At 68.8% G+C, this 23,521-nt stretch carries 21 protein-coding genes; 16 read left to right on the forward strand and 5 right to left on the reverse strand.

Annotated features, from left to right (window positions below; all coding sequences use genetic code 11):
- Position 1 precedes the first annotated feature (1 nt).
- A complete protein-coding gene (locus IU452_RS13350; RefSeq protein WP_195109313.1) occupies positions 2 to 1,243 on the reverse strand; it encodes an aspartate aminotransferase family protein in 1,242 nt (413 codons plus the stop codon).
- A 77-nt stretch (positions 1,244 to 1,320) separates the two neighbouring features.
- On the opposite strand from IU452_RS13350, the gene IU452_RS13355 reads away from it, so the two are divergent.
- Positions 1,321 to 2,829 carry an NAD-dependent succinate-semialdehyde dehydrogenase gene (locus tag IU452_RS13355; RefSeq protein WP_195109630.1) on the forward strand — a complete coding sequence of 503 codons (1,509 nt, stop codon included), beginning with the start codon at positions 1,321 to 1,323 and terminating at the stop codon, positions 2,827 to 2,829.
- Positions 2,826 to 3,881: a tartrate dehydrogenase gene (locus IU452_RS13360; protein WP_195109314.1), complete on the forward strand. Its 1,056-nt coding sequence runs from the start codon at positions 2,826 to 2,828 to the stop codon at positions 3,879 to 3,881. Before IU452_RS13355 ends, IU452_RS13360 begins: the two co-directional genes overlap by 4 nt.
- 39 nt (positions 3,882 to 3,920) lie before the next feature.
- On the opposite strand, the gene IU452_RS13365 is transcribed toward IU452_RS13360, so the two are convergent.
- Positions 3,921 to 4,571 (reverse strand): metal-dependent transcriptional regulator, encoded by a 651-nt coding sequence (locus IU452_RS13365; protein WP_228817734.1) that lies wholly within the window; start codon positions 4,569 to 4,571, stop codon positions 3,921 to 3,923.
- Between the two features lie 331 nt (positions 4,572 to 4,902).
- Here IU452_RS13365 and IU452_RS13370 point away from each other — a divergent pair, with 331 nt between their 5' ends.
- The 5 genes from IU452_RS13370 (at position 4,903) to IU452_RS13390 (ending at position 11,838) form a co-directional block, all read left to right on the forward strand.
- Positions 4,903 to 5,874 carry a bifunctional riboflavin kinase/FAD synthetase gene (locus IU452_RS13370; RefSeq protein WP_195109315.1) on the forward strand — a complete coding sequence of 324 codons (972 nt, stop codon included), beginning with the start codon at positions 4,903 to 4,905 and terminating at the stop codon, positions 5,872 to 5,874.
- A 154-nt stretch (positions 5,875 to 6,028) separates the two neighbouring features.
- On the forward strand, positions 6,029 to 6,298 hold the full coding sequence (gene rpsO / locus IU452_RS13375; protein WP_195109316.1) for a 30S ribosomal protein S15: 270 nt from the start codon (positions 6,029 to 6,031) through the stop codon (positions 6,296 to 6,298).
- Positions 6,299 to 6,695: 397 nt separating this feature from the next.
- Entirely contained in the window at positions 6,696 to 8,960 is a 2,265-nt protein-coding gene (locus tag IU452_RS13380; protein WP_195109317.1) for a polyribonucleotide nucleotidyltransferase, read from the forward strand.
- 76 nt (positions 8,961 to 9,036) lie between these two features.
- Positions 9,037 to 10,350, forward strand: a complete 1,314-nt coding sequence (locus IU452_RS13385; RefSeq protein ID WP_195109318.1) for a M16 family metallopeptidase — start codon at positions 9,037 to 9,039, stop codon at positions 10,348 to 10,350.
- A 99-nt stretch (positions 10,351 to 10,449) separates the two neighbouring features.
- A complete protein-coding gene (locus IU452_RS13390) occupies positions 10,450 to 11,838 on the forward strand; it encodes a tetratricopeptide repeat protein (RefSeq protein WP_195109319.1) in 1,389 nt (462 codons plus the stop codon).
- A 14-nt stretch (positions 11,839 to 11,852) separates the two neighbouring features.
- Here IU452_RS13390 and IU452_RS13395 read toward each other — a convergent pair whose 3' ends face one another.
- Entirely contained in the window at positions 11,853 to 12,200 is a 348-nt protein-coding gene (locus IU452_RS13395; protein WP_195109320.1) for an ArsR/SmtB family transcription factor, read from the reverse strand.
- 93 nt (positions 12,201 to 12,293) lie between these two features.
- Between IU452_RS13395 and IU452_RS13400 the strand changes: the two genes are divergently transcribed.
- Positions 12,294 to 13,493, forward strand: coding sequence for an MFS transporter (locus IU452_RS13400; protein WP_195109321.1), 1,200 nt, complete (start codon positions 12,294 to 12,296; stop codon positions 13,491 to 13,493).
- A gap of 166 nt (positions 13,494 to 13,659) precedes the next feature.
- Entirely contained in the window at positions 13,660 to 15,168 is a 1,509-nt protein-coding gene (locus IU452_RS13405) for a pentapeptide repeat-containing protein (RefSeq protein ID WP_195109322.1), read from the forward strand.
- Positions 15,169 to 15,174: 6 nt separating this feature from the next.
- Here IU452_RS13405 and IU452_RS13410 read toward each other — a convergent pair whose 3' ends face one another.
- Positions 15,175 to 16,305, reverse strand: coding sequence for a PQQ-dependent sugar dehydrogenase (locus IU452_RS13410; RefSeq protein ID WP_195109323.1), 1,131 nt, complete (start codon positions 16,303 to 16,305; stop codon positions 15,175 to 15,177).
- Between the two features lie 167 nt (positions 16,306 to 16,472).
- Here IU452_RS13410 and IU452_RS13415 point away from each other — a divergent pair, with 167 nt between their 5' ends.
- Genes IU452_RS13415 through IU452_RS13445 form a run of 7 tightly spaced genes read left to right on the forward strand, consistent with a single transcriptional unit; the run spans position 16,473 to position 22,448 of the window.
- Entirely contained in the window at positions 16,473 to 17,588 is a 1,116-nt protein-coding gene (locus tag IU452_RS13415; RefSeq protein ID WP_195109324.1) for an alcohol dehydrogenase catalytic domain-containing protein, read from the forward strand.
- 27 nt (positions 17,589 to 17,615) lie between these two features.
- On the forward strand, positions 17,616 to 17,966 hold the full coding sequence (locus IU452_RS13420) for a type II toxin-antitoxin system prevent-host-death family antitoxin (RefSeq protein WP_195109325.1): 351 nt from the start codon (positions 17,616 to 17,618) through the stop codon (positions 17,964 to 17,966).
- A complete protein-coding gene (locus tag IU452_RS13425; protein ID WP_195109326.1) occupies positions 17,963 to 18,388 on the forward strand; it encodes a type II toxin-antitoxin system VapC family toxin in 426 nt (141 codons plus the stop codon). Before IU452_RS13420 ends, IU452_RS13425 begins: the two co-directional genes overlap by 4 nt.
- Before the next feature lie 55 nt (positions 18,389 to 18,443).
- The gene (gene dapB / locus IU452_RS13430) at positions 18,444 to 19,184 is read left to right on the forward strand and encodes a 4-hydroxy-tetrahydrodipicolinate reductase (protein ID WP_324192629.1); all 741 of its coding nucleotides are present in this window, start codon (positions 18,444 to 18,446) and stop codon (positions 19,182 to 19,184) included.
- Complete coding sequence (locus IU452_RS13435; protein WP_195109328.1) at positions 19,181 to 19,675, forward strand: hypothetical protein; 495 nt, start codon at positions 19,181 to 19,183, stop codon at positions 19,673 to 19,675. Before dapB ends, IU452_RS13435 begins: the two co-directional genes overlap by 4 nt.
- A gap of 54 nt (positions 19,676 to 19,729) precedes the next feature.
- Positions 19,730 to 21,076 (forward strand): TIGR01777 family oxidoreductase, encoded by a 1,347-nt coding sequence (locus IU452_RS13440; protein ID WP_195109329.1) that lies wholly within the window; start codon positions 19,730 to 19,732, stop codon positions 21,074 to 21,076.
- 55 nt (positions 21,077 to 21,131) lie between these two features.
- Positions 21,132 to 22,448, forward strand: coding sequence for a cryptochrome/photolyase family protein (locus IU452_RS13445; protein ID WP_195109330.1), 1,317 nt, complete (start codon positions 21,132 to 21,134; stop codon positions 22,446 to 22,448).
- A 28-nt stretch (positions 22,449 to 22,476) separates the two neighbouring features.
- On the opposite strand, the gene IU452_RS13450 is transcribed toward IU452_RS13445, so the two are convergent.
- Entirely contained in the window at positions 22,477 to 23,427 is a 951-nt protein-coding gene (locus IU452_RS13450; protein ID WP_195109331.1) for a GlxA family transcriptional regulator, read from the reverse strand.
- Positions 23,428 to 23,521: the final 94 nt, after the last annotated feature.

The raw sequence follows: 23,521 nt of genomic DNA on the forward strand, positions 1-23,521 counted from the left end.
ATTACAGTTCGTCGAGCACGGCCGACCAGATGCCGAGTGCCTCCTCGATCTGGTCGCCGGTCACGACGAGCGGTGGAATCATGCGGACCACATTGCTATAGGCGCCGCAGGTCAGCAGGAGCAGGCCCTTGTCCACCGCGAGCCGCTGCGCGGCCGCCGCTGTCTCGGTGTCGGGTTCTCCTGTCGCGGTGGTGAATTCGGCGCCGACCATGAGGCCCAGGCCGCGGACGTCGCCGATCGCCTTGGTCGCGCGGGCCCGCACGCCCTCGAGCAGCTGACGGCCCCGGGCGGCGGCATTGTCCACCAGCCCTTCGGATTCGATCACCTCGATCGTCGCCAGGGCGGCGGCGCAGGCGACGGCATTGCCGCCGTACGTGCCGCCCTGCGAACCCGGCCACGCCTTGGCCATCAACTCGCGCGAGGCCGCGATGCCCGACAGGGGGAATCCGCTGGCCAGTCCCTTGGCGATGGTGATGACATCCGGTCGCACACCGAAATGCTGGTGGCCGAAGAACTTTCCGGTCCGGCCGAATCCGGTCTGGATCTCGTCGAAGACCAGCAGGATGCCGTGCGCGTCCGCCCGCTCGCGCAATCCCTCGAAGAAGCGGGTGTTGCCTGGGATGTACCCACCCTCGCCGAGCACCGGCTCGACGAAGAATGCGGCCGTCTCGGCGGGCGCGCTGAGGGTGGTCAGCAGATAGTCCAATTCGCGCAGCGCGAAGTCGGTGGCCTGCTCCTCGCTCCAGCCGTAGCGGTAGGCGGTGGGGAACGGCGCGACGTGCACTCCTGCCATGAGCGGGCTGAATCCGGCGGAGAATCGCGTGCCCGAGGTCGTCATGGTGGCCGCGGCGACCGTGCGGCCGTGGAAACCGCCATGGAACACAATGACATTCGGCCGCCCGGTGGCCTGACGGGCCAGGCGCAGCGCGGCCTCGATCGCCTCGCTGCCCGAGTTGGAGAAGAAGACCGAATCCAGCCCGTCCGGCAGCACCTCGCCGAGTCGTTCGGTGAGTGCGAGCAGCGGCCGGTGCATCACGGTCGTGTACTGGCCGTGGATCAGGCTGCCGACCTGGGCGCGGGCGGCCTCGACGACCCGGGGGTGGCAGTGACCGGTGCTGGTGACGCCGATACCGGCGGTGAAGTCGAGGTAGCGGCGGCCGTCGGTCGCGTAGAGGTAGCAGCCCTCGCCGTGGTCGACGGTGATCGGAGTGGCCTGTTTGAGAACGGGGGAAAGCGCCGTCATGGTGATCCGACCTCTCGCAGATTGTCTATTGTCGGATTGTCGACAATATGCATAACATGGCGGACAGGGTCGCAGCAATGGGTGCGGCGGACCAGGGTGAGGAGCGGGCAGTGACGCAACTCGACACGGGCCTGATTCGGGCCGAGCAAACCGCGATCGACAGCGTGCCCACGGGCTTGTACATCGGCGGGCAGTGGCGCACGACGGCCGCCACTATGCCGGTCACCGACCCGGCGACCGGGCAGCCGCTGTGCGAGGTCGCCGATGCATCGGCGGCGGACGGGCTCGCCGCGCTGGATGCCGCGGCAGCCGCGCAGGCGGACTGGGCACGGACGCCGCCGCGTGAACGCAGCGACATACTCCTGCGCGCCCATCGGCGGCTGCTCGACGACATCGAGCGGCTGGCATTGATCGCGACCCTGGAGATGGGTAAGCCGCTGGCCGAGGCGCGGGGCGAAATCGCCTATGCCGCAGAGTTCTTCCGCTGGTTCGCCGAGGAGGCCGTGCGGCTGGACGGGGGATATATGCCTGCGCCGGGCGGTGGGTCGCGGTTCTTGGTGACGCGGCAGCCGGTCGGGCCGAGCCTGCTCATCACGCCGTGGAACTTCCCGATGGCGATGGCGACCCGAAAGATCGGGCCCGCCCTGGCGGCCGGATGCACCTGCGTGGTCAAACCCGCGGAGCAGACTCCGCTGTGCACGCTGGCGCTGGCCGAGATCCTGGACGAGTGCGGTGTTCCCGCCGGTGTCGTGAACGTCGTGACCACCTCGGATCCGGGTGCGGTGATGACGCCGCTGATCCTCGACGAGCGGTCCCGCAAGCTGTCGTTCACCGGCTCCACCGCCGTCGGCAAGAAGCTGCTCGAGCAGTGCGCCCGTACCGTCATGCGCACCTCCATGGAACTCGGCGGCAATGCCCCGTTCATCGTGTTCGACGACGCCGATCTCGACGCCGCGGTCGAGGGCGCGCTGGCGGCGAAGATGCGCAATATCGGGCAGGCGTGTACCGCCGCGAATCGAATCTTCGTGCAGCGCGGCGTTATCGATCAGTTCGCGGGTCGGCTCGCCGAGCGGATGGCGGCGCTGCCGAGGGGACGCGGTACCGATCCGGGTGTCGTTGTGGGCCCGCTCATCGATGCGGATGCGGTGGCGAAGGTGACCGAGCTGGTGGCCGATGCGCGGGAGCGGGGAGCGCGTGTGCTGACCGGTGGCGAACCGGTCGAGGGACCTGGGAACTTCTATCCTGCAACGGTTCTCGTGGATGTTCCCGACGAGGCGCGGATGTGCCACACCGAGATCTTCGGGCCCGTCGCGGCCGTCACCGCCTTCGATACCGAGCAGGAGGTCGTCACCCGCGCCAACGACACTCCCTACGGCCTGGTGGGATACGTGTTCACCGAGAATCTGCGGCGGGGGCTGCGGGTGTGTGAGGCGTTGGAGACCGGAATGGTCGGGCTGAATCAGGGCGTGGTGTCGAATCCGGCCGCCCCGTTCGGTGGGGTGAAGGAGTCCGGACTCGGTCGCGAGGGCGGCCTGCTCGGTATCGATGAATTCCTGGAGACCAAATACATCGGAGTGCAGTTGTGACATACCGCATCGCCACCATTCCCGGCGACGGCATCGGAGTCGACGTGACCGCCGAGGCGGTCAAGGTCGTCGATGCGGTGTTGCCCGGTATCGCGTGGACCGAATTCGATTGGTCCTGTGAGCAATACCTGCGCACCGGGGGTATGATGCCGCCGGACGGTCCGCAGCTGCTCGCCGGATTCGACGCGATTCTGCTGGGCGCGGTGGGGTTTCCGGGTGTCGCGGACCATATCTCGCTGTGGGGGTTGCTGATTCCGCTACGGCGTGCGTTCGGTCAGTACGTGAACCTGCGGCCGGTGCGCCTGCTGCCGGGTACCGAATCGGCCCTGCGCGACCGCACCGCCGAGGACTTGGACATTCTGATCGTGCGTGAGAATTCCGAGGGTGAGTACTCCGAGATCGGCGGTATCCACAATCCGGGCCGCGCGGAGGAATTCGTGCTGCAGGAGTCGGTGTTCACCCGCGCCGGCTGCGAGCGGATCATCCGCTACGGTTTCGAACAGGCTCGTGAACGCCGCGGCCGGTTGTGCTCGGCCACCAAATCCAACGGCCTCATCCATTCGATGCCGTACTGGGACAGCGTCTTCGAGCGCATTGCCGCCGAATTCCCGGAGGTACAGACCCGCCAGATGCATGTGGACGCGCTGGCCGCCGAGATCGTGCTGCACCCCGAGCGGCTCGACGTGATCGTCGCGTCGAACCTGTTCGGCGACATCCTCTCCGACCTCGCCGCCGCCGTCACCGGCGGCCTCGGCCTGGCCCCGTCGGGCAACATCAACCCGCACCGAGACGCCCCCTCGATGTTCGAGGCCGTCCACGGCAGCGCCCCCGACATCGCGGGCCAGGGCATCGCCAACCCGATAGCCCAAATCCTCGCCGCCGCCATGATGCTCGACCACCTCGGCGAACCGAAGGCCGCCGCGGCGGTGGATCGCGCGGTCTGCGAAGTCCTGGCGGACAACGGCATTCGCACACCGGACCTGGGCGGCACCAGCACCACCGCCGAATTGGGCACAGCCATCGCCGAACGCGCCGCCGACCTCATCGGGTAGGAGATTGCCCTTAGTTCTCCGGCGTGCTTTTCGCCGGAATCAGTGGGTCAGCCAGATGGCTTCCGCTGCCGGGCTGCCGAGGTCGATGGTGCGGTCGGCGATGCGGATGGCGATCGTGCCGGCGAAGTCGCGGCGCTCGACGACCGTGATGAGGGTGTCGAGGGCGATGCCCACCGAGTCGAAGTAGCGCAGCATGGCGGGGTCGAAATCGGCGATGCGGGCGACTCGGCCGGACTCGCCCGCCTGGAAGCGGCTGAGCTGGCGGGCGACCGGGGTGGGGACGGCGCCGTCGACAGACGGGATCGGATCGCCGTGCGGGTCGCGGTCGGGGTGGCCGAGTTTGGCGTCGATGCGTTCCATCAGGGTTTCCGAGACCGCGTGCTCGAGCACCTCGGCCTCGTCGTGCACCTCGTCCCAGCCATAGCCGAGCTCGTTCACGAGGAAGGTCTCGATCAGCCGGTGCCGGCGCACCATGGCGATGGCGGCGCGGCGCCCGTTCTCGGTGAGGGCGATCGACCCGTAGCGGGCGTGTTCGACCAGGCCCTGGTCGGCCAGCTTGCGTACCGCCTCCGACACCGTGGACGCCGAGACACCGATGCGCTCGGCGAGCAGCTTGGTCGACACCTTCTCCTGCGACCACTCCTGCGCGGTCCAGATCACCTTCAGATAATCCTGAGCGACCGAGGACAGGACCGGCGCTACCGTCGCGCCGTCGCCGGATTCGTGTGGCGCGGAGGGGTCGACCAGCTCGCGTCGGGTGGCGATGTCTCGTTTGCCAGGCACGTCACCGAGCTTAGCGGTGGGAGCGACGGGCCCGGAGGCGGCAGCTTGCGTAACCACGTAGGGCACCGCGGACGCCGCCATCAGGCACAGCACACCTGCGTAGGTTTCCCACATCGGCACGCGCGGCCCCCAGCCGGGTGACGCGGATATGACCAACCGCGAATCCGGGCGCTACCGCGCTGTGAACATCCGCACCGCCGAATGCTGTCCGTGACCCGTCTTGCGTAGGCTGCCGGGTGTGCAGAGATGGCGAAGTCTCGAGGAGATGCCCCCGGACTGGGGCCGGTGCGTGCTCACGATCGGGGTGTTCGACGGTGTGCATCGCGGTCACGCCCAGCTGATCAGCCGTGCCGTGAAATCCGCTGCGGTGCGCGGGGTTCCCTCGGTCCTCATGACCTTCGATCCGCACCCCATGGAAGTGGTGCGGCCCGGTTCGCATCCCGCGCAGCTGACCACCCTGACCCGGCGCGCGGAGCTGGTCGAGGAACTCGGCATCGACGTGTTCTGTGTGATGCCGTTCACGCACGAGTTCATGAAGCTGACCCCCGCCCGCTACGTGCACGACCTGCTGGTCGAGAAGCTGCACGTGGTCGAGGTCGTGGTCGGCGACAACTTCACCTTCGGCAAGAAGGCCGCAGGCACCGTCGACACCATGCGTGAGCTGGGCGCGCGCTGGGGTTTCGAGGTCGACGGGGTCAAGCTGGTCGGCGAGCACGCGGTCACCTTCTCCTCCACCTATATCCGCGCCTGCGTCGACGCCGGTGATATGGCCGCCGCCGCCGACGCGCTGGGCCGTCCGCATCGGGTGGAGGGCGTGGTCGTGCACGGCGACGGCCGCGGCCGCGAACTCGGGTTCCCGACCGCGAACGTGGCGCCGCCGATGCATGCCGCCATTCCCGCCGACGGGATCTACGCCTGCTGGTTCACCGTGCTGACCCCGGGCAAGACGGTCGGCACCACCCTGCCGGGCAAGCGCGCCATGGCGGCGGTGTCGGTGGGCACCAACCCCACCTTCTCCGGGCGCAGCCGCACGGTCGAGGCATACGTCCTCGACGCCGACGTGGACCTCTACGGCCAGCACGTGGCCATAGATTTCGTCGACCACATCCGTGGCCAGGGCAAATTCGCTTCCGTCGACGAGCTGATCGAGGCCATGGGCCGCGACGTGGAACAGACCCGCAAGGTGTTGGCGCCGGAGGAGGAGAAGTAAGCCCCGCCAGGCTTCGCCAGGCCGGGGGGGGGCTTGTCGGCGCACTCGGTGGGTCCGGTAGGCTGATCCGTCGGGTTTGCTGCGGTCCGCGGTGGCGCCCGCCCGGGACATCCCGGTTCTTCCGAGCGCGGACTGGAACACCAGGAGTGAATCAGTGGCTCTGTCCACCGAGCAGAAGAAGACGATCCTCGCCGAGTACGGCGTGCACGAGAAGGACACCGGTTCGCCGGAGGCCCAGATCGCGCTGCTGACCAAGCGGATCTCCGACATCACCGAGCACCTCAAGAAGCACAAGCACGATCACCACACCCGCCACGGCCTGATGCAGCTCATCGGCCGTCGCAAGCGCCTGTCGAAGTACCTGCAGGACAAGGACATCGAGCGCTACCGTTCGCTGATCGAGCGGCTCGGACTGCGCCGCTGACGTCGCGACGCACGAGCTGCGAGCAGGCAGTTCGCTAGGCAGCCGACGGGGAGGCATAGAATCTCCTCGTCGGCTAGTCGTATATCGGGACCGACTCGGTCCCCGGGTACGACGATCCACACCAGCCGTACGCACCCGCATGCGTGGCGTCGGTCTTCGGTAGTGGCCTTTCGGCACGACGGTGGTCTTCCACGACGACAGTGCCGCCGGAGGGCTTCGATCGATGACCGCCTCCGCGTCACCGCTTCCAAGGGGAACGGTCGGGTGTGCGCGTCGCGGCCACGAGGGCTGCCGCGCGCCCGCACCGGGTACGGCTGCACCCTCCCCGAGGGTAAGCACAGCCGAATCGCGCCACGAGGGCGCTGGATTCGGCGAAGACGAGAGGTTGAGAAGAGAAATGTCCGAAACACAGACCAGCTCCGCCGTCGAGGTCGAACCCGGCGTCTTCGAGTCGGTGGCCCTGATCGACAACGGGTCCTACGGCACCCGCACCATCCGCTTCGAGACCGGCCGCCTGGCCAAGCAGGCCGCCGGTTCGGTCGTCGCCTACCTCGACGACGAGACCATGCTGCTGTCGGCCACCACCGCCGGTAAGCAGCCCAAAGATCAGTTCGATTTCTTCCCGCTGACGGTCGACGTCGAGGAGCGCATGTACGCCGCGGGACGCATCCCCGGCTCGTTCTTCCGTCGCGAGGGCCGCCCCTCCACCGACGCGATCCTGACCTGCCGCCTGATCGACCGCCCGCTGCGCCCGTCGTTCGTCGACGGCCTGCGCAACGAGGTCCAGGTCGTGGTGACCGTGCTGAGCCTGGATCCGAAGGATCTCTACGACGTGGTCGCCATCAACGCGGCCTCGGCGTCCACCCAGATCGCGGGCCTGCCGTTCTCCGGCCCGGTCGGCGGCGTGCGCGTGGCACTGATCGAGGGCCAGTGGGTGGCGTTCCCGACCACCGAGCAGCTCGAGGGCGCCGTGTTCGACATGGTCGTCGCGGGCCGCGTGGTCGACTCCGGCGACGTCGCGATCATGATGGTCGAGGCCGAGGCCACCGAGAACGTCATCGCCCTGGTCGAGGGCGGCGCGCAGGCGCCGACGGAAACCGTTGTGGCCGAGGGCCTCGAGGCCGCCAAGCCGTTCATCGCGCGGCTGTGCCGGGCCCAGCAGGATCTGGCCCAGCTGGCGTCGAAGCCGACCGAGGACTTCCCGGTCTTCCTGCCCTACGAGCAGGACGTGTACGAGGCCGTTGCGGGCACGGCCGAGCGGCCGCTGTCGGAGGCGCTGTCGATCTCCGGCAAGCAGGAGCGCGAGGAGAAGATCGACGAGATCAAGCTGGAGGTGCTGTCCGGCCTCGCCGAGGACTTCGAGGGCCGCGAGAAGGAGATCGGCGCGGCGTTCCGCTCGGTCACCAAGAAGCTGGTGCGCCAGCGCATCCTGTCCGACGGCTTCCGCATCGACGGCCGCGGCCTGGCGGATATCCGGGCGCTGTCGGCCGAGGTCGCGGTCGTGCCGCGGGCGCACGGTTCGGCGCTGTTCGAGCGCGGTGAGACCCAGATCCTGGGCGTCACCACCCTCGACATGGTGAAGATGGCCCAGCAGGTCGACTCGCTCGGCCCGGAGACCTCCAAGCGCTACATGCACCACTACAACTTCCCGCCGTTCTCCACCGGTGAGACCGGCCGCGTGGGTTCGCCCAAGCGCCGCGAGATCGGCCACGGTGCGCTGGCCGAGCGCGCGCTGATCCCGGTGCTGCCCAGCCAGGAGGACTTCCCCTACGCCATCCGTCAGGTGTCGGAGGCGCTGGGGTCCAACGGCTCCACCTCGATGGGTTCGGTGTGCGCCTCCACCCTGTCGCTGCTGAACGCCGGTGTGCCGCTGAAGGCCCCGGTCGCCGGTATCGCCATGGGCCTGGTGTCGGATGCGATCAAGAACGACCAGGGCGAGGAGGAGGTCCGCTACGTGGCGCTGACCGACATCCTCGGCGCCGAGGACGCCTTCGGCGATATGGACTTCAAGGTCGCGGGCACCCGGGACTTCGTGACCGCGCTGCAGCTGGACACCAAGCTCGACGGCATCCCGTCGAAGGTTCTCGCGGGTGCTCTCAACCAGGCCCGCGACGCGCGCCTGACCATCCTGGACGTGATGGCCGAGGCCATCGCCACCCCGGACGAGATGAGCCCCTACGCCCCGCGCGTCACCGCGATCAAGATCCCGGTCGACAAGATCGGCGAGGTGATCGGACCCAAGGGCAAGGTCATCAACCAGATCACCGAGGACACCGGCGCCAACATCTCCATCGAGGACGACGGCACCGTGTTCGTCGGCGCGACCGACGGCCCGTCGGCGCAGGCCGCGATCGACGCGATCAACGCCATCGCCAACCCGCAGCTGCCGAAGGTCGGCGAGCGCTTCCTCGGCACGGTCGTCAAGACCACTGCCTTCGGCGCATTTGTGTCACTGCTGCCGGGTCGCGACGGTCTGGTGCACATCTCGAAGCTGGGTAACGGAAAGCGAGTCGGCAAGGTCGAAGATGTCGTGAACGTGGGCGACAAGATTCGCGTCGAGATCGCCGACATCGACAACCGTGGCAAGATTTCGCTGGTTCCGGTCGAGGACGAAGGTGAGTCGAGCGACAACACTGCTGCGGCCGAGGCCGGTGCGGAGTAAACATCTCGGTGTGACGAAGAAGAAGTCAGCCACCCCCTTGCTCGTCGCTACCGAGCAGGGGGGTTCTTCTCTCCGGATGAGCGCGACGGATGTTCCGCTGTCCGACAGCGGCGTCCGGAAAACCGTTCTGCCCGGCGGCCTGCGGGTCGTCACCGAACATGTGCCGGGCGTGCGGTCGGCCTCGATCGGTGTGTGGGTCGGGGTCGGATCGCGCGACGAGGGTCCGAGCGTGGCCGGTGCCGCGCACTTCCTCGAGCATCTGCTGTTCAAGGCGACCCCGACCCGCTCGGCGCTGGATATCGCACAGGCCATGGACGCCGTCGGCGGCGAGCTGAACGCGTTCACCGCCAAGGAGCAGACCTGCTACTACGCCCACGTGCTCGACGAGGATCTGCCGCTGGCGGTGGATCTGGTGTCGGATGTGGTGCTCAACGGGCTGTGCCGGGCCGAGGACGTGACCGTCGAGCGGCAGGTGGTGCTCGAGGAGATCTCGATGCGCGACGACGATCCGGAGGACACGGTCGGGGACGCCTTCCTGACCGCGTTGTTCGGCGATCATCCCGTCGGGCGGCCGGTGATCGGGACCATCGAATCCATCGAATCCATGACCGCGGCCCAGCTGCGCGGCTTCCATGTCCGGCGGTACCGGCCCGACCGGATGGTGGTCGCGGTGGCCGGAAACGTGGAGCACGAGCACACGGTCGAACTGGTGTACCGCGCCTTCGCCGGGCACCTCGACCCCACCCGCGACCCGGCGCCGCGGCGGGAGGGACGCTTCCGCATGCGCACGCCGCCGCAACTGCACTGGATGCGCCGCGACAGCGAGCAGGCGCATCTGGTGTTCGGGGTGCGCGCGTTCGGGCGCCACGAGGGGGAGAAGCGCTGGCCGCTGTCGGTGTTGAACACCGTGCTCGGCGGCGGGCTCAGTTCCCGGCTGTTCCAGCGGATCCGGGAGGAACGCGGGCTGGCGTACTCGGTGTACTCGACCGTCGACACCTTCGCCGACACCGGGGCGTTCTCGGTGTATCTGGGGTGTCAGCCCGAAAACCTCGGGCAGGTGGCGAGTTTGGCGCGCGGCGTGCTGGAGGAGGTCGCCGCCGACGGGATCACCGACGCCGAATGCGCGCGGGCGAAGGGTTCGCTGCGTGGTGGCCTGGTGCTGGGGCTGGAGGATTCCGGTTCCCGCATGAACCGCATCGGCCGCAGCGAACTCAGCTACGGCAATCACCGCAGTGTCTCCGAGACCCTCTCGCGCATCGACTCGGTGACCACCGAGGAGGTGTCGGCGGTGGCGCGGGCGCTGCTGTCGCGCCCGTTCGCGGTGTCGGTGGCCGGTCCCTACCGGCGCGCCCGGGAGCTGCCCGCGTCGGTGCGCAAGCTGGTCGACTGAGCGAAAGGCCGTCCGCGCCGGGATAATCCGGCGCGGACGGGCCGGGGTGCTGCATAGGCTCCAAATATCACGGGGCCATTGCGAATTTCGGGGGGAAGAATGATCGTCGACGTGGACCGGGCGCTGGCTCGTGCGGACGCGGCGGTGCACCTGGGCCGTCTGGACGAGGCTCGCCGGATCGTCGGGACGGCGTTGGTCGGGGCGCCCGAGGATGCGGCGCTACTGGAACGGATGGCCGATATCGCCTATCGGCTCGACGAATTCGACGAGGCGCTGCGGATGGCGGGTGCGGCCCTGGCGGCCGACCCGGACCGGACGGATGCGCATCTCACCGCGGCGCTGGCATTCGAGGTGAAGGGGCGGACCGAGTCGGCGCTGCGGCACGCGCGACTGGCGGCGGCGCTGGCACCGCACGACACCGGCGTGTTGCTCACAACCGCCGGGATTCTGGCGCGTTCGCGGAACAAGACGAAGGAGACGGAGGCCCAAGCGCGGGACATGGTGGAGCGGGCCGCCGCATTGGCTCCCGGGTCGCCGGGCGTCCATGCCTCGGCGGCCCGGGTGTATCTGCGCCTGGCCGAGTCCGAGTCGGCCCGCCGCCACGTCGACGCCGGGCTGGCGACCGATCCGGCCGACGCCGACCTGCTCACGCTGCGGGCGCGACTGACATACGACTTGTCGTTCGGGTTCGGGCGCATCAAGGCCGTGGCCGTCCTGCGCGGAGTGCTGGCGACCAGCCCGGTGCACACCGAAGCGAGACGGCTGCTGGCGGCGATCACGTGGCGAGCCCTGATGCGGCTGGCGACCTGGGTGTGGGCGTACGTCGCCGCGGTGGTGATCGCGTCGAGCTGGATGTCCGGTGGTGCTTTGCGTGCGGTCGGTCATGTGGTGTTCTGGGCGATACCGCTGGCGTGGTTCGGCGTATTCCGCAAGCTGCGTCGCCAGCTGCCCCAGGGCTATCTGCGGCGGCGGCTGCTGAAACGACCGGAGGCGCTGCTCGCGCTGCTGGTGTTGATCGTGGCCGCGCTGATCGCCGACATCGGAGCCGCGCTGCTGTATCTGCGGCCGATGCCGGCCTCAGTGCGCGGCGGGTACGTGCTGCTGGTGGTGGCCGTGCTGGGCGCGGTGTTCGGACACCTACTGCTGTTCGGGGCCTGGATGCGCCGCTGTGCGGGCGAGGAGGATCGTGAGGCGTGCAGTGACTACGCCCTCTTCGGGTTCGTCGTCATCGGCGGCGCGGCGGTTCTCATCGGCGGACCCCTCGCGGCCGTGGCCTACTGGTCCCACCAGCCCGTCGCGATGTGGGCGCTGCTCGCGATCGTCTGCGCCCTGCTGCTCACCATGATCGTGGAAGCGATCCCCGCCACGGTCCTGTCGCTCGGCCGTCCGGACTGGTGGGTGTATGTCGTGCTCGCGGTGATCGTTGTCCTGCTGCTGGCCGGATTCTGGTGGGGCACACACCATCTGCTCCACGACACGCTGCACTGAGTCCTTCGGGCCGACTACTTGTCGCCGGCGTGCTCTGCGGACTGCCGGGCCTTGTTGGCGGCGTCCACGATGGCGGGCAGCAACCCGGGGAGGGCGGCGTCGAGTTCGTCGGTGCGTAGGCGGGCGTAGGTGTGGCCGTCCTGGACGATGCGTTCGGTGATGCCCGCCTCGCGCAGGATCTTCAGGTGGTGGGTCGCGGTCGACTTGTTGATCGTGTCGTAGAGCAGGCCGCAGCGCATGGCCCGGCCCGCGTTGCCGAGCCGGCGGACCATTTCCAGCCGCACCGGATCGTGCAGTGCGGCCAGCACCGCCTGCACCGAGCCGACGGGATGCGCTTCCACGATCGCTTTGGTATCCGTCATGATCTACCTCACTGGCCGGTTTGATAGGAATCGAACCGGTGATCGGGATGTTGAGTTCGATCGAAATCAAACGTACCTGATGGAGAGGGATCTATGGCAGCGACTGTGGCTGTTGCCCCCGGCGAGCGGACGACGCAACCCTGGGCTTACGCCCTGATCCTCGCCGCCAGCGGCGTCGCCCTCGGCGTCTCCGGGGCGCCGGCGCCGCTCTACGGCATCTACCAGAAAGAATGGCATTTCTCCCCGCTGACCACGACCATCGTGTTCGCGCTGTATGCGATCGGGGCGCTGGCGGCGGTGCTGGTGTCGGGCAAGATTTCCGATGTCGTCGGGCGAAAACCGGTGCTGCTGGGCGCCTTTGCCACCATGGTGGCGGGGCTGGTGGTGTTCCTGCTGGCCGACAACGTCGTGATGCTGCTGATCGCGCGGGCACTGCACGGCATGGCCGTCGGCGCCACGGTGGTCGCGGGCGCGGCCGCGCTGCTGGATCTGCGGCCCAAACACGGCGCGCGGTCCGGGCAGCTCACCGGTGTGGCCTTCAATGTCGGCATGGCCGTGGCGATTCTGGGTTCGGCCCTGCTGGCGCAGTACGTGCCGCATCCGCTGCGCACGCCGTACGTGGTGATCACCATCCTGTGCCTGCTGATCGCGGCCGGTGTGGTGGTGATGGAGGAGACCCATACCGCCCGGGTGTCGGCACCCATCCGGATCGCGAAACCGGCGGTGCCGCAGGAGATCCGCGCCGACTTCTGGTTCTCGGCGCTGGGTGTGATGGCGGCCTGGTCGGTGCTGGGCGTGCTGTTGTCGCTGTATCCGTCGCTGGCGGCGGAGAAGACCGGCGTGCACAATCTGGTCTTCGGCGGTGCGGTCGTGGCGGCGACGGCCACCGCAGGCGCGCTGTCGCAGCTGTTCGCCACCGGGATCCCGGCGCGGCGCGCGGCGGTCGCCGGTGATGCCGGGATGGCCGCGGCGCTGTTGCTCACCATTCCGGCGCTGAGCACCCACAACTGGGTGGTGGTGCTGGCCGCGGGACTGCTGCTGGGTGGCACCTTCGGGCTCGGCTTCGGTGGTTCGCTGCGGCATCTGTCCAACGTCGTGCCGCAGCACAAGCGCGGCGAGACCATGTCGGCGTACTACCTGCTGGCCTATTCGGCGATGGCGCTGCCGACCGTGATCGCGGGGTGGGCGGCGACCATGTGGGGGATGAGCACGGTGTTCCCGTGGTTCGTGGCGGTCGTCGCCCTGGCCTGCCTGGTGGCTGCGGGCATCGGGTTGCGCGGCAGCCGGGCGTGACCCAGCTACCGGGGCGGGTTCTCGATCGCGGTGGTGCGGTCGGACCCGCCCCGGCGGTAGCGCCAGGCTTGCCGCAGTAGGGGGTGAGAGTGTGAAAGATCTTGTGGGGTAACGGAAGACGCTGGTCGGACTGCGCCATGTCGGACCCAACGGATACCATGCCGCTATGTGGCGGAGGGGGTGGTTCGGCACACGGCTGAACCGGAGGGTGCAGCACTCGACGCTGTTGCTGTCGGTGGTGTCCGCGGTGGTCGGCGGGTTGGCGATCGCGGGATTCACCTGGTGGCTGCTGTGGTTTCTGTTCGGGGCCAGGGCCGAGCCGCCGAATCAACTGGACCTCACCAAGATCGCATTGTCGGTGACGGCCGGTGTCGGCGGCGCCGTCGCCCTGGTCGTCGCCTATCGGCGGCAACGCGATTCCGAACGCACCCGTTTCGCCGAGCTGTTCGGCGCGGCGGCCAAACAGCTCGGCGACCCGGATGTGGCCGTCCGGATCGCGGGCGTCTACGCCATGGCCGGTGTCGCCGACGAATTCGTTGCGCCGAGCCGCCGTCAGCAGTGCATCGATGTGCTGTGCGGATATCTGCGGCTGCCCTACGAGCCGGAGGCGGGCGCCAACCACCTGATGAGCCGCACCGAGACGGTGGGTGCGGAGTCGACGGTGGAGCTGCGCTACCAGTTCCGGCAGAACGACCGGGAGGTGCGCCGCACCATCGTCGACGTGATCGCCGCCCATCTGCGACCCTCGGCCGAGATCTCCTGGTCGGACCGGAACTTCGATTTCGCCGATGCGGTGCTCGAGGATGCCGATTTCCGGTATGCGGTCTTCGCCGGGGAGCGAACGTATTTCGCGCGGGCGGTCTTCACCGGGACGCGGGCCACGACCTTCGAGTTCGCGACGTTCACCTGCCGCTACATCTCCTTCCGCGACGCCGTCTTCCGCGGAGCGACCACCTTGTTCAGGTATGCGGAGTTCGCGCCCCGCGACAGCAGCCGGACCGAGCGCCGGGGCGTCGGGGTGAAATTCGACGGCGCGGTCTTCCGTTCCCCGGCCGCCTTCGACGAGACCGTCTTCCGCGGACCGCACATATCGTTCCGGGGCGCGACGTTCTCCGGTGACCGGACCTCGTTCGGGCAGACCAGGTTCCTCGCCGAGCGGACCGACTTCGGCGGCGCCACCTTCTCCGGCGATCAGACCCTCTTCACCGGTGCGCGGTTCGCCGGTGCGGCCACGTCGTTCGAGAACGTCACCTTCGACGGCTCGCGGGTGCGGTTCGACGATGTCGAATTCGGCGGTACCGAGATCGTTTTCAGCGGTGGCCGGTTCTATGCCGCCCGCACCAGCTTCGACGACGCCCGGTTCGGCCTGCGTTCCCGATGGCGCGGGGCCACCGTGACCACCCACTTCGCTCGCGCCGAATATCACGGCACCGTATCGTTCGACGACGCGGTTCTCGACGGTCGCACGGTCGATTTCTCCGGCGGTGACTTCTTCGGCGAAATCTCGTTCCGCCGGACCAAATTCGCCGCCGCCGAGATCCGGTTCGACCGCCCCAAAGCCTGGGTCGGCACCGAGTTCTTCTGGGATCCGGACCCCGGCCTCAAACCCTCGAACGTCAAGCCCGACGTCTGGCCGCCCACACCGACCGAACAGCCGCCGGTACCCGCCGATTGAGCCGGTTCACCGTGCCGGGAAGCGGATGATCCGATCGTCGCCTCGGCGGATATCGCCGCGGCCATCGGTGTTGGACGTGGTGAGCCACAATGCCCCGTCGGGCGCTACCTCGACCGTGCGCAACCGGCCGTACCGGTCGCGAAGGTGCTGCTCGGGGTCGCCGAGGCCGCCGTCGCGCAGCGGTACCGACCACAGCCGCTCGCCGCGCAGCGCGGCCACGTAGACGGTATTGGCGGTGATCGCGATGCCGGACGGTGAGGAGTCTCGGGTCCGCCAGGTGACCAGTGGATTGGTATAGCGCCCGGCCTCGGTGTCGCCGACGCCCTCGACCGCGGGCCAGCCGTAGTTGCGGCCCGGCTCGATCAGGTTGATCTCGTCGAGGGCGTTCTGGCCGAATTCCGATGCGTAGAGTCGGCCCTCTCGATCCCAGGCCAGGCCCTGCACATTGCGGAGACCGAGGCTGTAGACGGGCGAATCCGGATCCGGGTTGCCGGGGGCCGGGCGGCCGTCGGGAGTCAATCGCAGGATTTTGCCGTTGGGGCTGGTGCGGTCCTGGGACCGTGGGCCGGATTGCGCATCACCCGTGCCCACGTACAGCATGCCGTCGGGACCGAAGGCGATGCGTCCGCCATTGTGGTTGCCGGCCTTGGCGATTCCGGTGAAGATGTCCTGCGCCGGTCCGTCGAGCCGGAAGCGCACGATCCTGTTGTCGCTCGCGCCGGTGAAGTAGGCGTAGACGTAGCGGTCCTCGGCGTATCGCGGCGATATCGCGAGCCCGAGCAGCCCGCCCTCGCCTCGGGCCACGACGCCGGGCACCTCGTATACCCGCTCGGGTGCCGAACCGGGTACCAACCGCAGGATCGCACCGGTATCGCGTTCCGCGACAAGGGCCGAGCCGTCCGGTAGAAAGGCCAACCCCCACGGGACATTCAGTCCGTGCGCCAACTCCTCCCCGGCGTCGAGATTCGGGGCACCGGCCGGATCGCTGACCGCCGTCGTCGGCGCGGCCGCGGGCGGGGGTCCGGACGATCCGGTGTCGCCGCAGGCCGTCGCGCTCAAGATCACGGCCAGGGCAGCCACGCCCAGGCGCGTCCGCGTCGTCGACACCGCGGTGTGCGCCCGTGATCTTGTCACCATGTCTACCGATTACCGCCGGTCACCACGGTCAGCTCTCGTCTGCATCGACTCGCCTCGTCCCCTTCCTCGACGTCCTACCGATTATGCCTGTGGGGAGGTGTTTCCGGACGTTGTCGGCCGTCCCGAGTCCGTGACCGCCGCGGCGGGTACGCGGTAGCGTCGCGCGCATGAGGATTCGTGGTGCTGTCCTGGAGCGGATCGGCGACCCGGCGCCGTTCGCCGAGTCGAAACCGATCGTTGTCGATGAGCTGGATCTGGGCGAGCCGGGGCCGGGGGAGCTGCTGGTGCGGATCGAGGCGGCGGGGCTGTGCCACTCGGATCTGTCGGTGGTCGACGGGAATCGGGTGCGGCCGGTGCCGATGCTGCTCGGGCACGAGGCGGCCGGGCGCGTGGAGCAGGCCGGACCGGGCGGCAGCGATCTCGCGGTCGGACAGCGGGTGGTCATGACCTTCCTGCCGCGCTGCGGGTCCTGCGAGGGCTGCGGTACCGACGGACGCACCCCGTGCCTGCCGGGCAGTCTGGCCAACAACACCGGGGAACTGCTCGGGGGCGGGCGGCGGCTGCTGCGCCGGGGTGAGCCCGTGCACCATCACCTCGGGGTCTCCGGGTTCGCGACCTACGCGGTGGTCGATCGCCGCTCGGTGGTGCCGGTGGACGACGATGTGCCGCCCGAGGTGGCCGCCGTGCTCGGCTGCGCGGTGCTGACCGGCGGTGGGGCGCTGTTGAATTCGGCGAAACCGCGCCGAGGGGACCGGATCATGGTGGTGGGTCTCGGCGGGGTCGGCATGGCGGCGGTGCTGGTGGCGGCCTCGCTGCGCGACGAGCTCGGCTGTGAGGTGATCGCCGTCGACACCCTGCCCGAAAAGCTCGAGCTGGCAAGGGAACTCGGGGCCACGCAGGTGTACACCCCGGCGGAGCTGGCCGAGCGCAGGGTGCAGGCGGAAGCCGTGGTCGAGGCGGCGGGCAATGTGCGTGCCTTCGAAACCGCCGTGGCCGCGACCGCGCCGGGTGGTGTGACCGTCACCGTCGGCCTGCCCAATCCCGAAGCGCGAGCGAGTATTTCACCGCTCGCTCTGGTGGCGCAGGGGCGTTCGATCGTGGGCAGTTATCTGGGCTCGGCCGTGCCCGCGCGCGACATCCCCGAATACGTGCGGATGTGGCGGGCGGGCCGGTTGCCGGTCGAGCGCCTGGTCTCCGCGCGTATCCGGCTCGACGACATCAACCACGCCATGGACGAGCTGGCGGCCGGGCACGGGTTGCGGCAGGTCATCGTCTTCGACTGAGCTCCCCGTCCGTCATACGACCTGCCTATGGACTATCCTGACTACTTTGACTATATTGGTCAAAAGGAGGTGGTTCGGGTGGCGGGAGATTCGTCGAACGAGAACGACCGGGGGGAACGCTTCGATATCGCATGGCCCCTGGCGGAGGCGAAGGCCCGGTTCTCCGAGCTGATCGACAAGGTGGAAAGGGAGGGACCGCAAGTGATCAGCAAGCGTGGGAAAGAGGTGGCCGTCGTGGTGCCGGTGGAGGAATGGGTGCGGAAGAGCACCAGAGCGGGCAGCTTGGCGCGATTCCTTGTCGAATCTCCGTTGCGGGATTCGGGATTGGTGGTCGAGCGAGATAGGAGCGAATCGCCGCACCGGAGTGTGGAGCTGTGAAGAAATTCCTGCTCGACACCAATGCCGTTTCGGAGGTGGTGAAACCGGAGCCGGATCCTGGCTTGATGGAGTGGCTCGACACCGTTGACGAGGACCGCACCTATCTCAGTGTGATCACCATTGCCGAGCTTCGCCAAGGAGTGGATCGTTTGCCGAATGGGTCGAGACGAAAGCGCCTCGACCAATGGTTGACCACCGAGCTGTCCGGTCGATTCGGAACCCGGCTGATCCCGGTCGATGAGGTTGTCGCTCACGCGTGGGGTCGGGTCCGTGCCCGAACCGAGGCAGTAGGGCGGCTCATCTCTCCGATGGATGCGTTCCTCGCGGCGACGGCCGAGTCGCATGGTCTCACGCTCGTCACTCGCAATCGCAAACATTTCGAGGTTACCGGCGTTTCGATGGTCGATCCATGGACCGGATAGGCTCGGCGGGGATTGTTCTACGGGATGTGAGGAGTTCAGGGTGACCACGAACCGGATCCGGGTGGGTGTGCTCGGTGCGCGCGGCAAGGTCGGGCAGGCCATCTGCGCGGCCGTCGAGGCGGCCGAGGATCTGGAGCTGGTCGCCGCCGTGGACAAGGACGACGCGCTGGAGACCTTCACGGACAACGGCACCGAGGTCGTCGTCGACTTCACCCATCCGGATGTGGTCATGCCGAATCTGCGGTGGCTGGTGGAACACGGTATCCATGCGGTTGTCGGCACCACGGGCTTCGACGAGGCCCGGCTCGACGAGGTGCGCGGCTGGCTGGCGGGCAAGCCGGAGGTCGGCGTGCTGATCGCGCCCAACTTCGCGATCGGGGCGGTGCTGTCGATGCGGTTCGCCGAGCAGGCGGCCCGCTGGTTCGATTCGGTGGAGGTCATCGAACTGCACCACCCGAACAAGGCCGACGCCCCGTCCGGCACCGCGTACCGCACCGCGGGCATCATCGCCGAGGCGCGGAAGCGGGCCGGTGTGGGCCCGAGCCCCGATGCCACCACCACCGAACTCGACGGCGCCCGCGGGGCGAGCGTCGAGGGGGTGCGGGTGCATTCGGTGCGGCTGGCCGGTCTGGTCGCCCATCAGGAGGTGCTGTTCGGGACGCAGGGCGAAACGCTGACGATTCGCCATGACTCGCTGGACCGCAGCTCGTTCGCGCCCGGTGTGCTGCTCGGTGTGCGGCAGATCGGCCGCCGCCCCGGCCTGATCGTCGGCCTCGACCCGCTGCTGGATCTGTGAGCACCCCCGAACAGGACTCCTCCCGGCAGGTGCTGCGGACCGTCGGTTTCATCGCCTTCCTGGTGGTGGCGCTGGCGTTCTATTTCCTGTTGCTGGGACGCATCGCGGTGGAGCTGATCGGCTCCGGTAAGGCCGTCGCAGTGGCCATGGGCATCGGTGTGCTGATCCTGCCGATTCTCGGCGTGTGGGTGGTGGGGACGAGCATCACGGCGGCCCTCGCCCACCAGCGCCTCGCGCGCCGCATCCACGAGGAGGGCCTGGAGCTCGACGTCTCCGAACTGCCCCACCGCCCCTCCGGCCGCATCGAAAAGGCCGCCGCCGACGCCCTTTTCGACCAGGTCAAAAAGGAATGGGAGGCCGACCCGGACAACTGGCGCACCAACTACCGGGTAGCACGCGCCTACGACTACGCCGGTGACCGCACCCGCGCGCGCGAAACCATGCGCCGCGCGGTCGCCCTGGAACGGCTGGAGCGCCGCCGGCCACAGTGAGCTCGCTCGGCGCGGGCCCGCCCGGTTCGTTTGCTGGGTGGTTACAGTCGAGGTGTGAGCATCTCGTGTTCGAGCGTTGTGGCGGCACCGCGGGACGAGGTGTTCGCCTGGTACGAGCGTCCCGGCGCGTTCACCCGGCTGGCGCCGCCGTGGCAGCCGGTCGACGTCGCCGCCGAGGCCCGCTCCCTGGCCGACGGTCGCGCGGTGCTGCGCCTGCCGGGCGGGTTGCGCTGGGTCGCCCAGCACCGCAGCGCCGACTACGACCCGCCGCGGCGGTTCGTGGACGCGATCGCCGTGGACGGTCTCGCCTCGGCGCCCGCCGCTGCGCTGCTGCGCTGGCGCCACACCCATGACTTCGAGATCGTCGACGAGACGCATACGCGCGTCGTGGATCGGGTCGACACTCCCGTGCCCGAGTCGGTGTTGCGGCCGATGTTCGACTACCGGTATCGGCAACTCGCCGACGACCTGGCCGCCCATCGTGAAGCGGCAGAGCGGGGATTCCGGCGGTCGACGATCGCAATTACCGGGGCCTCCGGTCTGGTCGGTTCCGCACTGTCGGCATTCCTGGGCACCGGTGGGCACACGGTGCTGCGCCTGGTCCGCCACGCACCGACCGATCCGGCCGAACGGCAATGGAATCCGGACGATCCGGATGTGCATCTGTTCGATGGCGTCGATGCCGTGATCCATCTGGCGGGCGCGTCCATCGCGGGCCGGTTCACCGACGCGCACAAGCACGCCATCGCCGACTCTCGCATCGGCCCTACCAGGAAACTGGCCGAACTCGCGGCACGCGCCGGGCTGCCGACCTTCGTCAGCGCCTCCGCGATCGGCTACTACGGTGCACATCGCGGTGACGAGCCCTTGGATGAGAACAGCTCTCGCGGCGAGGGTTTTCTCGCCGATGTGGTCGCGCAGTGGGAAGCCGCCGCAGCGGCGGCCGCGGGCGCGCGAGTGGTCACCGTCCGGACCGGCATCGTGCAATCACCGCGAGGCGGAACACTGCGGCTGCTACGACCCCTGTTCGCGGCCGGGCTCGGCGGGCGCATCGGCGACGGTCGGCAGTGGCAGTCGTGGATCGGCATCGACGATCTGATCGACATCTACCACCGCGCGCTGTGGGACACCGAGCTGTCGGGGCCTGTGAACGCCGTTGCAGCCCAACCCGTTCGAAACACCGACTACACCGCAACCCTGGCCCGAGTGCTGCGTCGCCCGGCGCTGCTACCGGTCCCGTCCTTCGGCCCGGCCCTGCTGCTCGGCCGCGAGGGTGCCGACGAACTGGCCAACGCCGATCAGCGCGTCGTTCCTGCCCGTCTCACCGCCGCCCGGCACCGCTTCCGCACCGTGGACCTCGAGTCGACGCTGCGTCATCTGTTCGGTCGGACGGGCCGATAACGGTGCGCCACACCGTATTGCGGCTTCCCGGATCGCGGGCACGTAAGGGGATGCGGTGAGCATCGCCGTCGCACTGTTCACCCGGGACCTCCGCGTACACGACAACCCTGTGCTGGTGGCAGCCCATCGCGCGGCCGATGCGGTGGTGCCGCTGTTCGTCGTGGACGAGACGATCCTCCGGATCCCGGCCGTCGGACCCAATCGCCTCCGTTTCCTCGCCGCCGCACTCGCCGAACTCGACACCGAACTGCGCTCTGCCGGAGGTCATCTGGTGATTCGGCACGGCGATGTCGTCGATGAGGTGGAGCGGGTGGTCGCTCGCGTGCATGCCGACATCGTGCATATCGCCGCCGATGTGAGCCGGTACAGCCGCGACCGCGAGGCGGCCCTGCGTGAGCGCCTGGCTCGGCACGATTGCCGTCTGCAGGTACATACTCATTCGATCACCGCCGTCGCCCCGTCGGACCTGCGGCCGGCCTCGGGGCGAGATCATTTCGCCGTCTTCACCCCGTATTACCGGCATTGGCAGCAGGTTCCGCTGCGCAAGCCGCTGGCCGCGCCGCGCACCCTGGTGGTGCCGTCCGTGCAGAGCGATCGGTTGCCCCACTTCGCCGACCGGGGCGAGGGCTCACCCCACTTGGCCGTGGGCGGCGAGACCACAGGGCGAAAGATGTTGCGGCGCTGGCTGTCCGGCGGGATCGGCCACTATGGCAGCGCGGACGAGCTGACCGCCGACGCCACCTCCCGATTGTCGCCCTATCTGCACTTCGGATGCCTGTCCGTGACCGAGATCCTGCCGCGCATCGACACGACGACGCCAGGTGGCGAGGCCTTTTCGCGACAGTTGGCCTGGCGCGATTTCCACCACCAGGTGCTGGCCGCCCGACCCGACGCGGCCTGGAACGACTACCGCCCGGGCCCCATTCGATGGCGCGACGACCCGCACGCGGCCCAAGCCTGGCGAACCGGCAACACCGGATTCCCGATCGTCGACGCCGCCATGCGCCAGCTGCTCGCCGAAGGCTGGATGCCCGGCCGCGCCCGCCTGATCACCGCCGGCTTTCTCACCAAGACCCTGCGGTTGGACTGGCGACTCGGTGCCGCTCACTTCCTGCGCTGGCTGGTCGACGCGGACGTCGCCAACAACCAGCTCAACTGGCAATGGATGGCCGGGACAGGCACCGACACACGCCCGAACCGAGTCCTCAACCCGCTCCGCCAAGCCGCCCGCCACGACCCGGCCGGCGACTACGTCCGCCACTGGCTCCCCGAACTGGCCCGCCTCGAAGGCCCCACCATCCACCGTCCCTGGCGCACCTCCACCCCACCCGAGATCTACCCCGCCCCGATCACCGAATGCCCAGGCATGTAACCACCGTCCCGTCGGGGTATTCCGGTCCTCACCTCACCGGGGTGCGGAAGGAGCGGCGGTAGGTGGTGGGGGTGACGCCGACCGTGCGTTTGAAGCGGTCGCGAAAGGCGGTGGGGGAGCCGAAACCGGCTTGGGTGGCGATGTATTCGACGGGTTGGTCGGTGGTTTCCAGGAGGTGCTGGGCCCGGCGGATGCGGGCGCGCAGGAGCCATTGCAGAGGGGTGGTGCCGGTTTGTTCGCGGAAGCGGCGGGAGAAGGTTCGTTCGCTGAGGCCGCTGCGGCGGGCGAGCCGGGTGAGAGTGAGGTCGGTGGTGAGGTTGTTCTCGATCCACGTCAGCACCGGCTCCAGCAGCGAGCCTTGGGGTACGGGTGGTGTCGCGTGCGTGACGAACTGTGCCTGCCCGCCCTCGCGTTCGAGCGGTACGACGGCCACCCGTGCGGTGTCGGCGGCCACGGCCGAGCCGAAGTCGCGGCGAATCATGTGCAGGCACAGGTCCAGACCCGCCGCGGCACCGGCCGAGGTGAGGATCTGCCCGTTGTCCACATAGAGCACATCCGGTCGCACCTCGACCTTCGGGAACATCTCCGCCAGCCGTTGCGCGGCAAGCCAGTGCGTGGTGGCGGCCTGCCCGTCCAGCAATCCGGCGGCGGCCAGAACGAATGCGCCGGTACAGATGGAGGCGATACGAGTGCCCGCATCGGCCGCCGCTCGCAGCGCCGCGAGCGCACGCTCGTCGGGGGGACCGGCATGGTCGCCACAACCGGGCACGATCACGGTATTCGCCTGCGCCAGCAGGTCGAGGCCGTGCGGGACCGTGAGCGCGAAGGCGTCGGTCACCACCTGTGCGTGCGGCGCACAGACCAGCGCCCGGTACGGCCGTTGCCCGTCGGCGAGCCGGACGCGGCCGAAAGCCTCGATCGGCGTCGCCATGTCCGCCGGTACGACGTGATCGAGAGCCAGGATCGCCACCGTGTGCACGATGCCACGATAAGCGGCCCGCCGCCGCTGGCGAGAATCCGTGGAAAGTTGGCGATTTCTCCCCTGGGACAGCAGGTTTCGGTCGGCCTACGCT

This window comes from Nocardia transvalensis (assembly GCF_015477765.1).
Taxonomy (GTDB): Bacteria; Actinomycetota; Actinomycetes; order Mycobacteriales; family Mycobacteriaceae; genus Nocardia; species Nocardia transvalensis_A.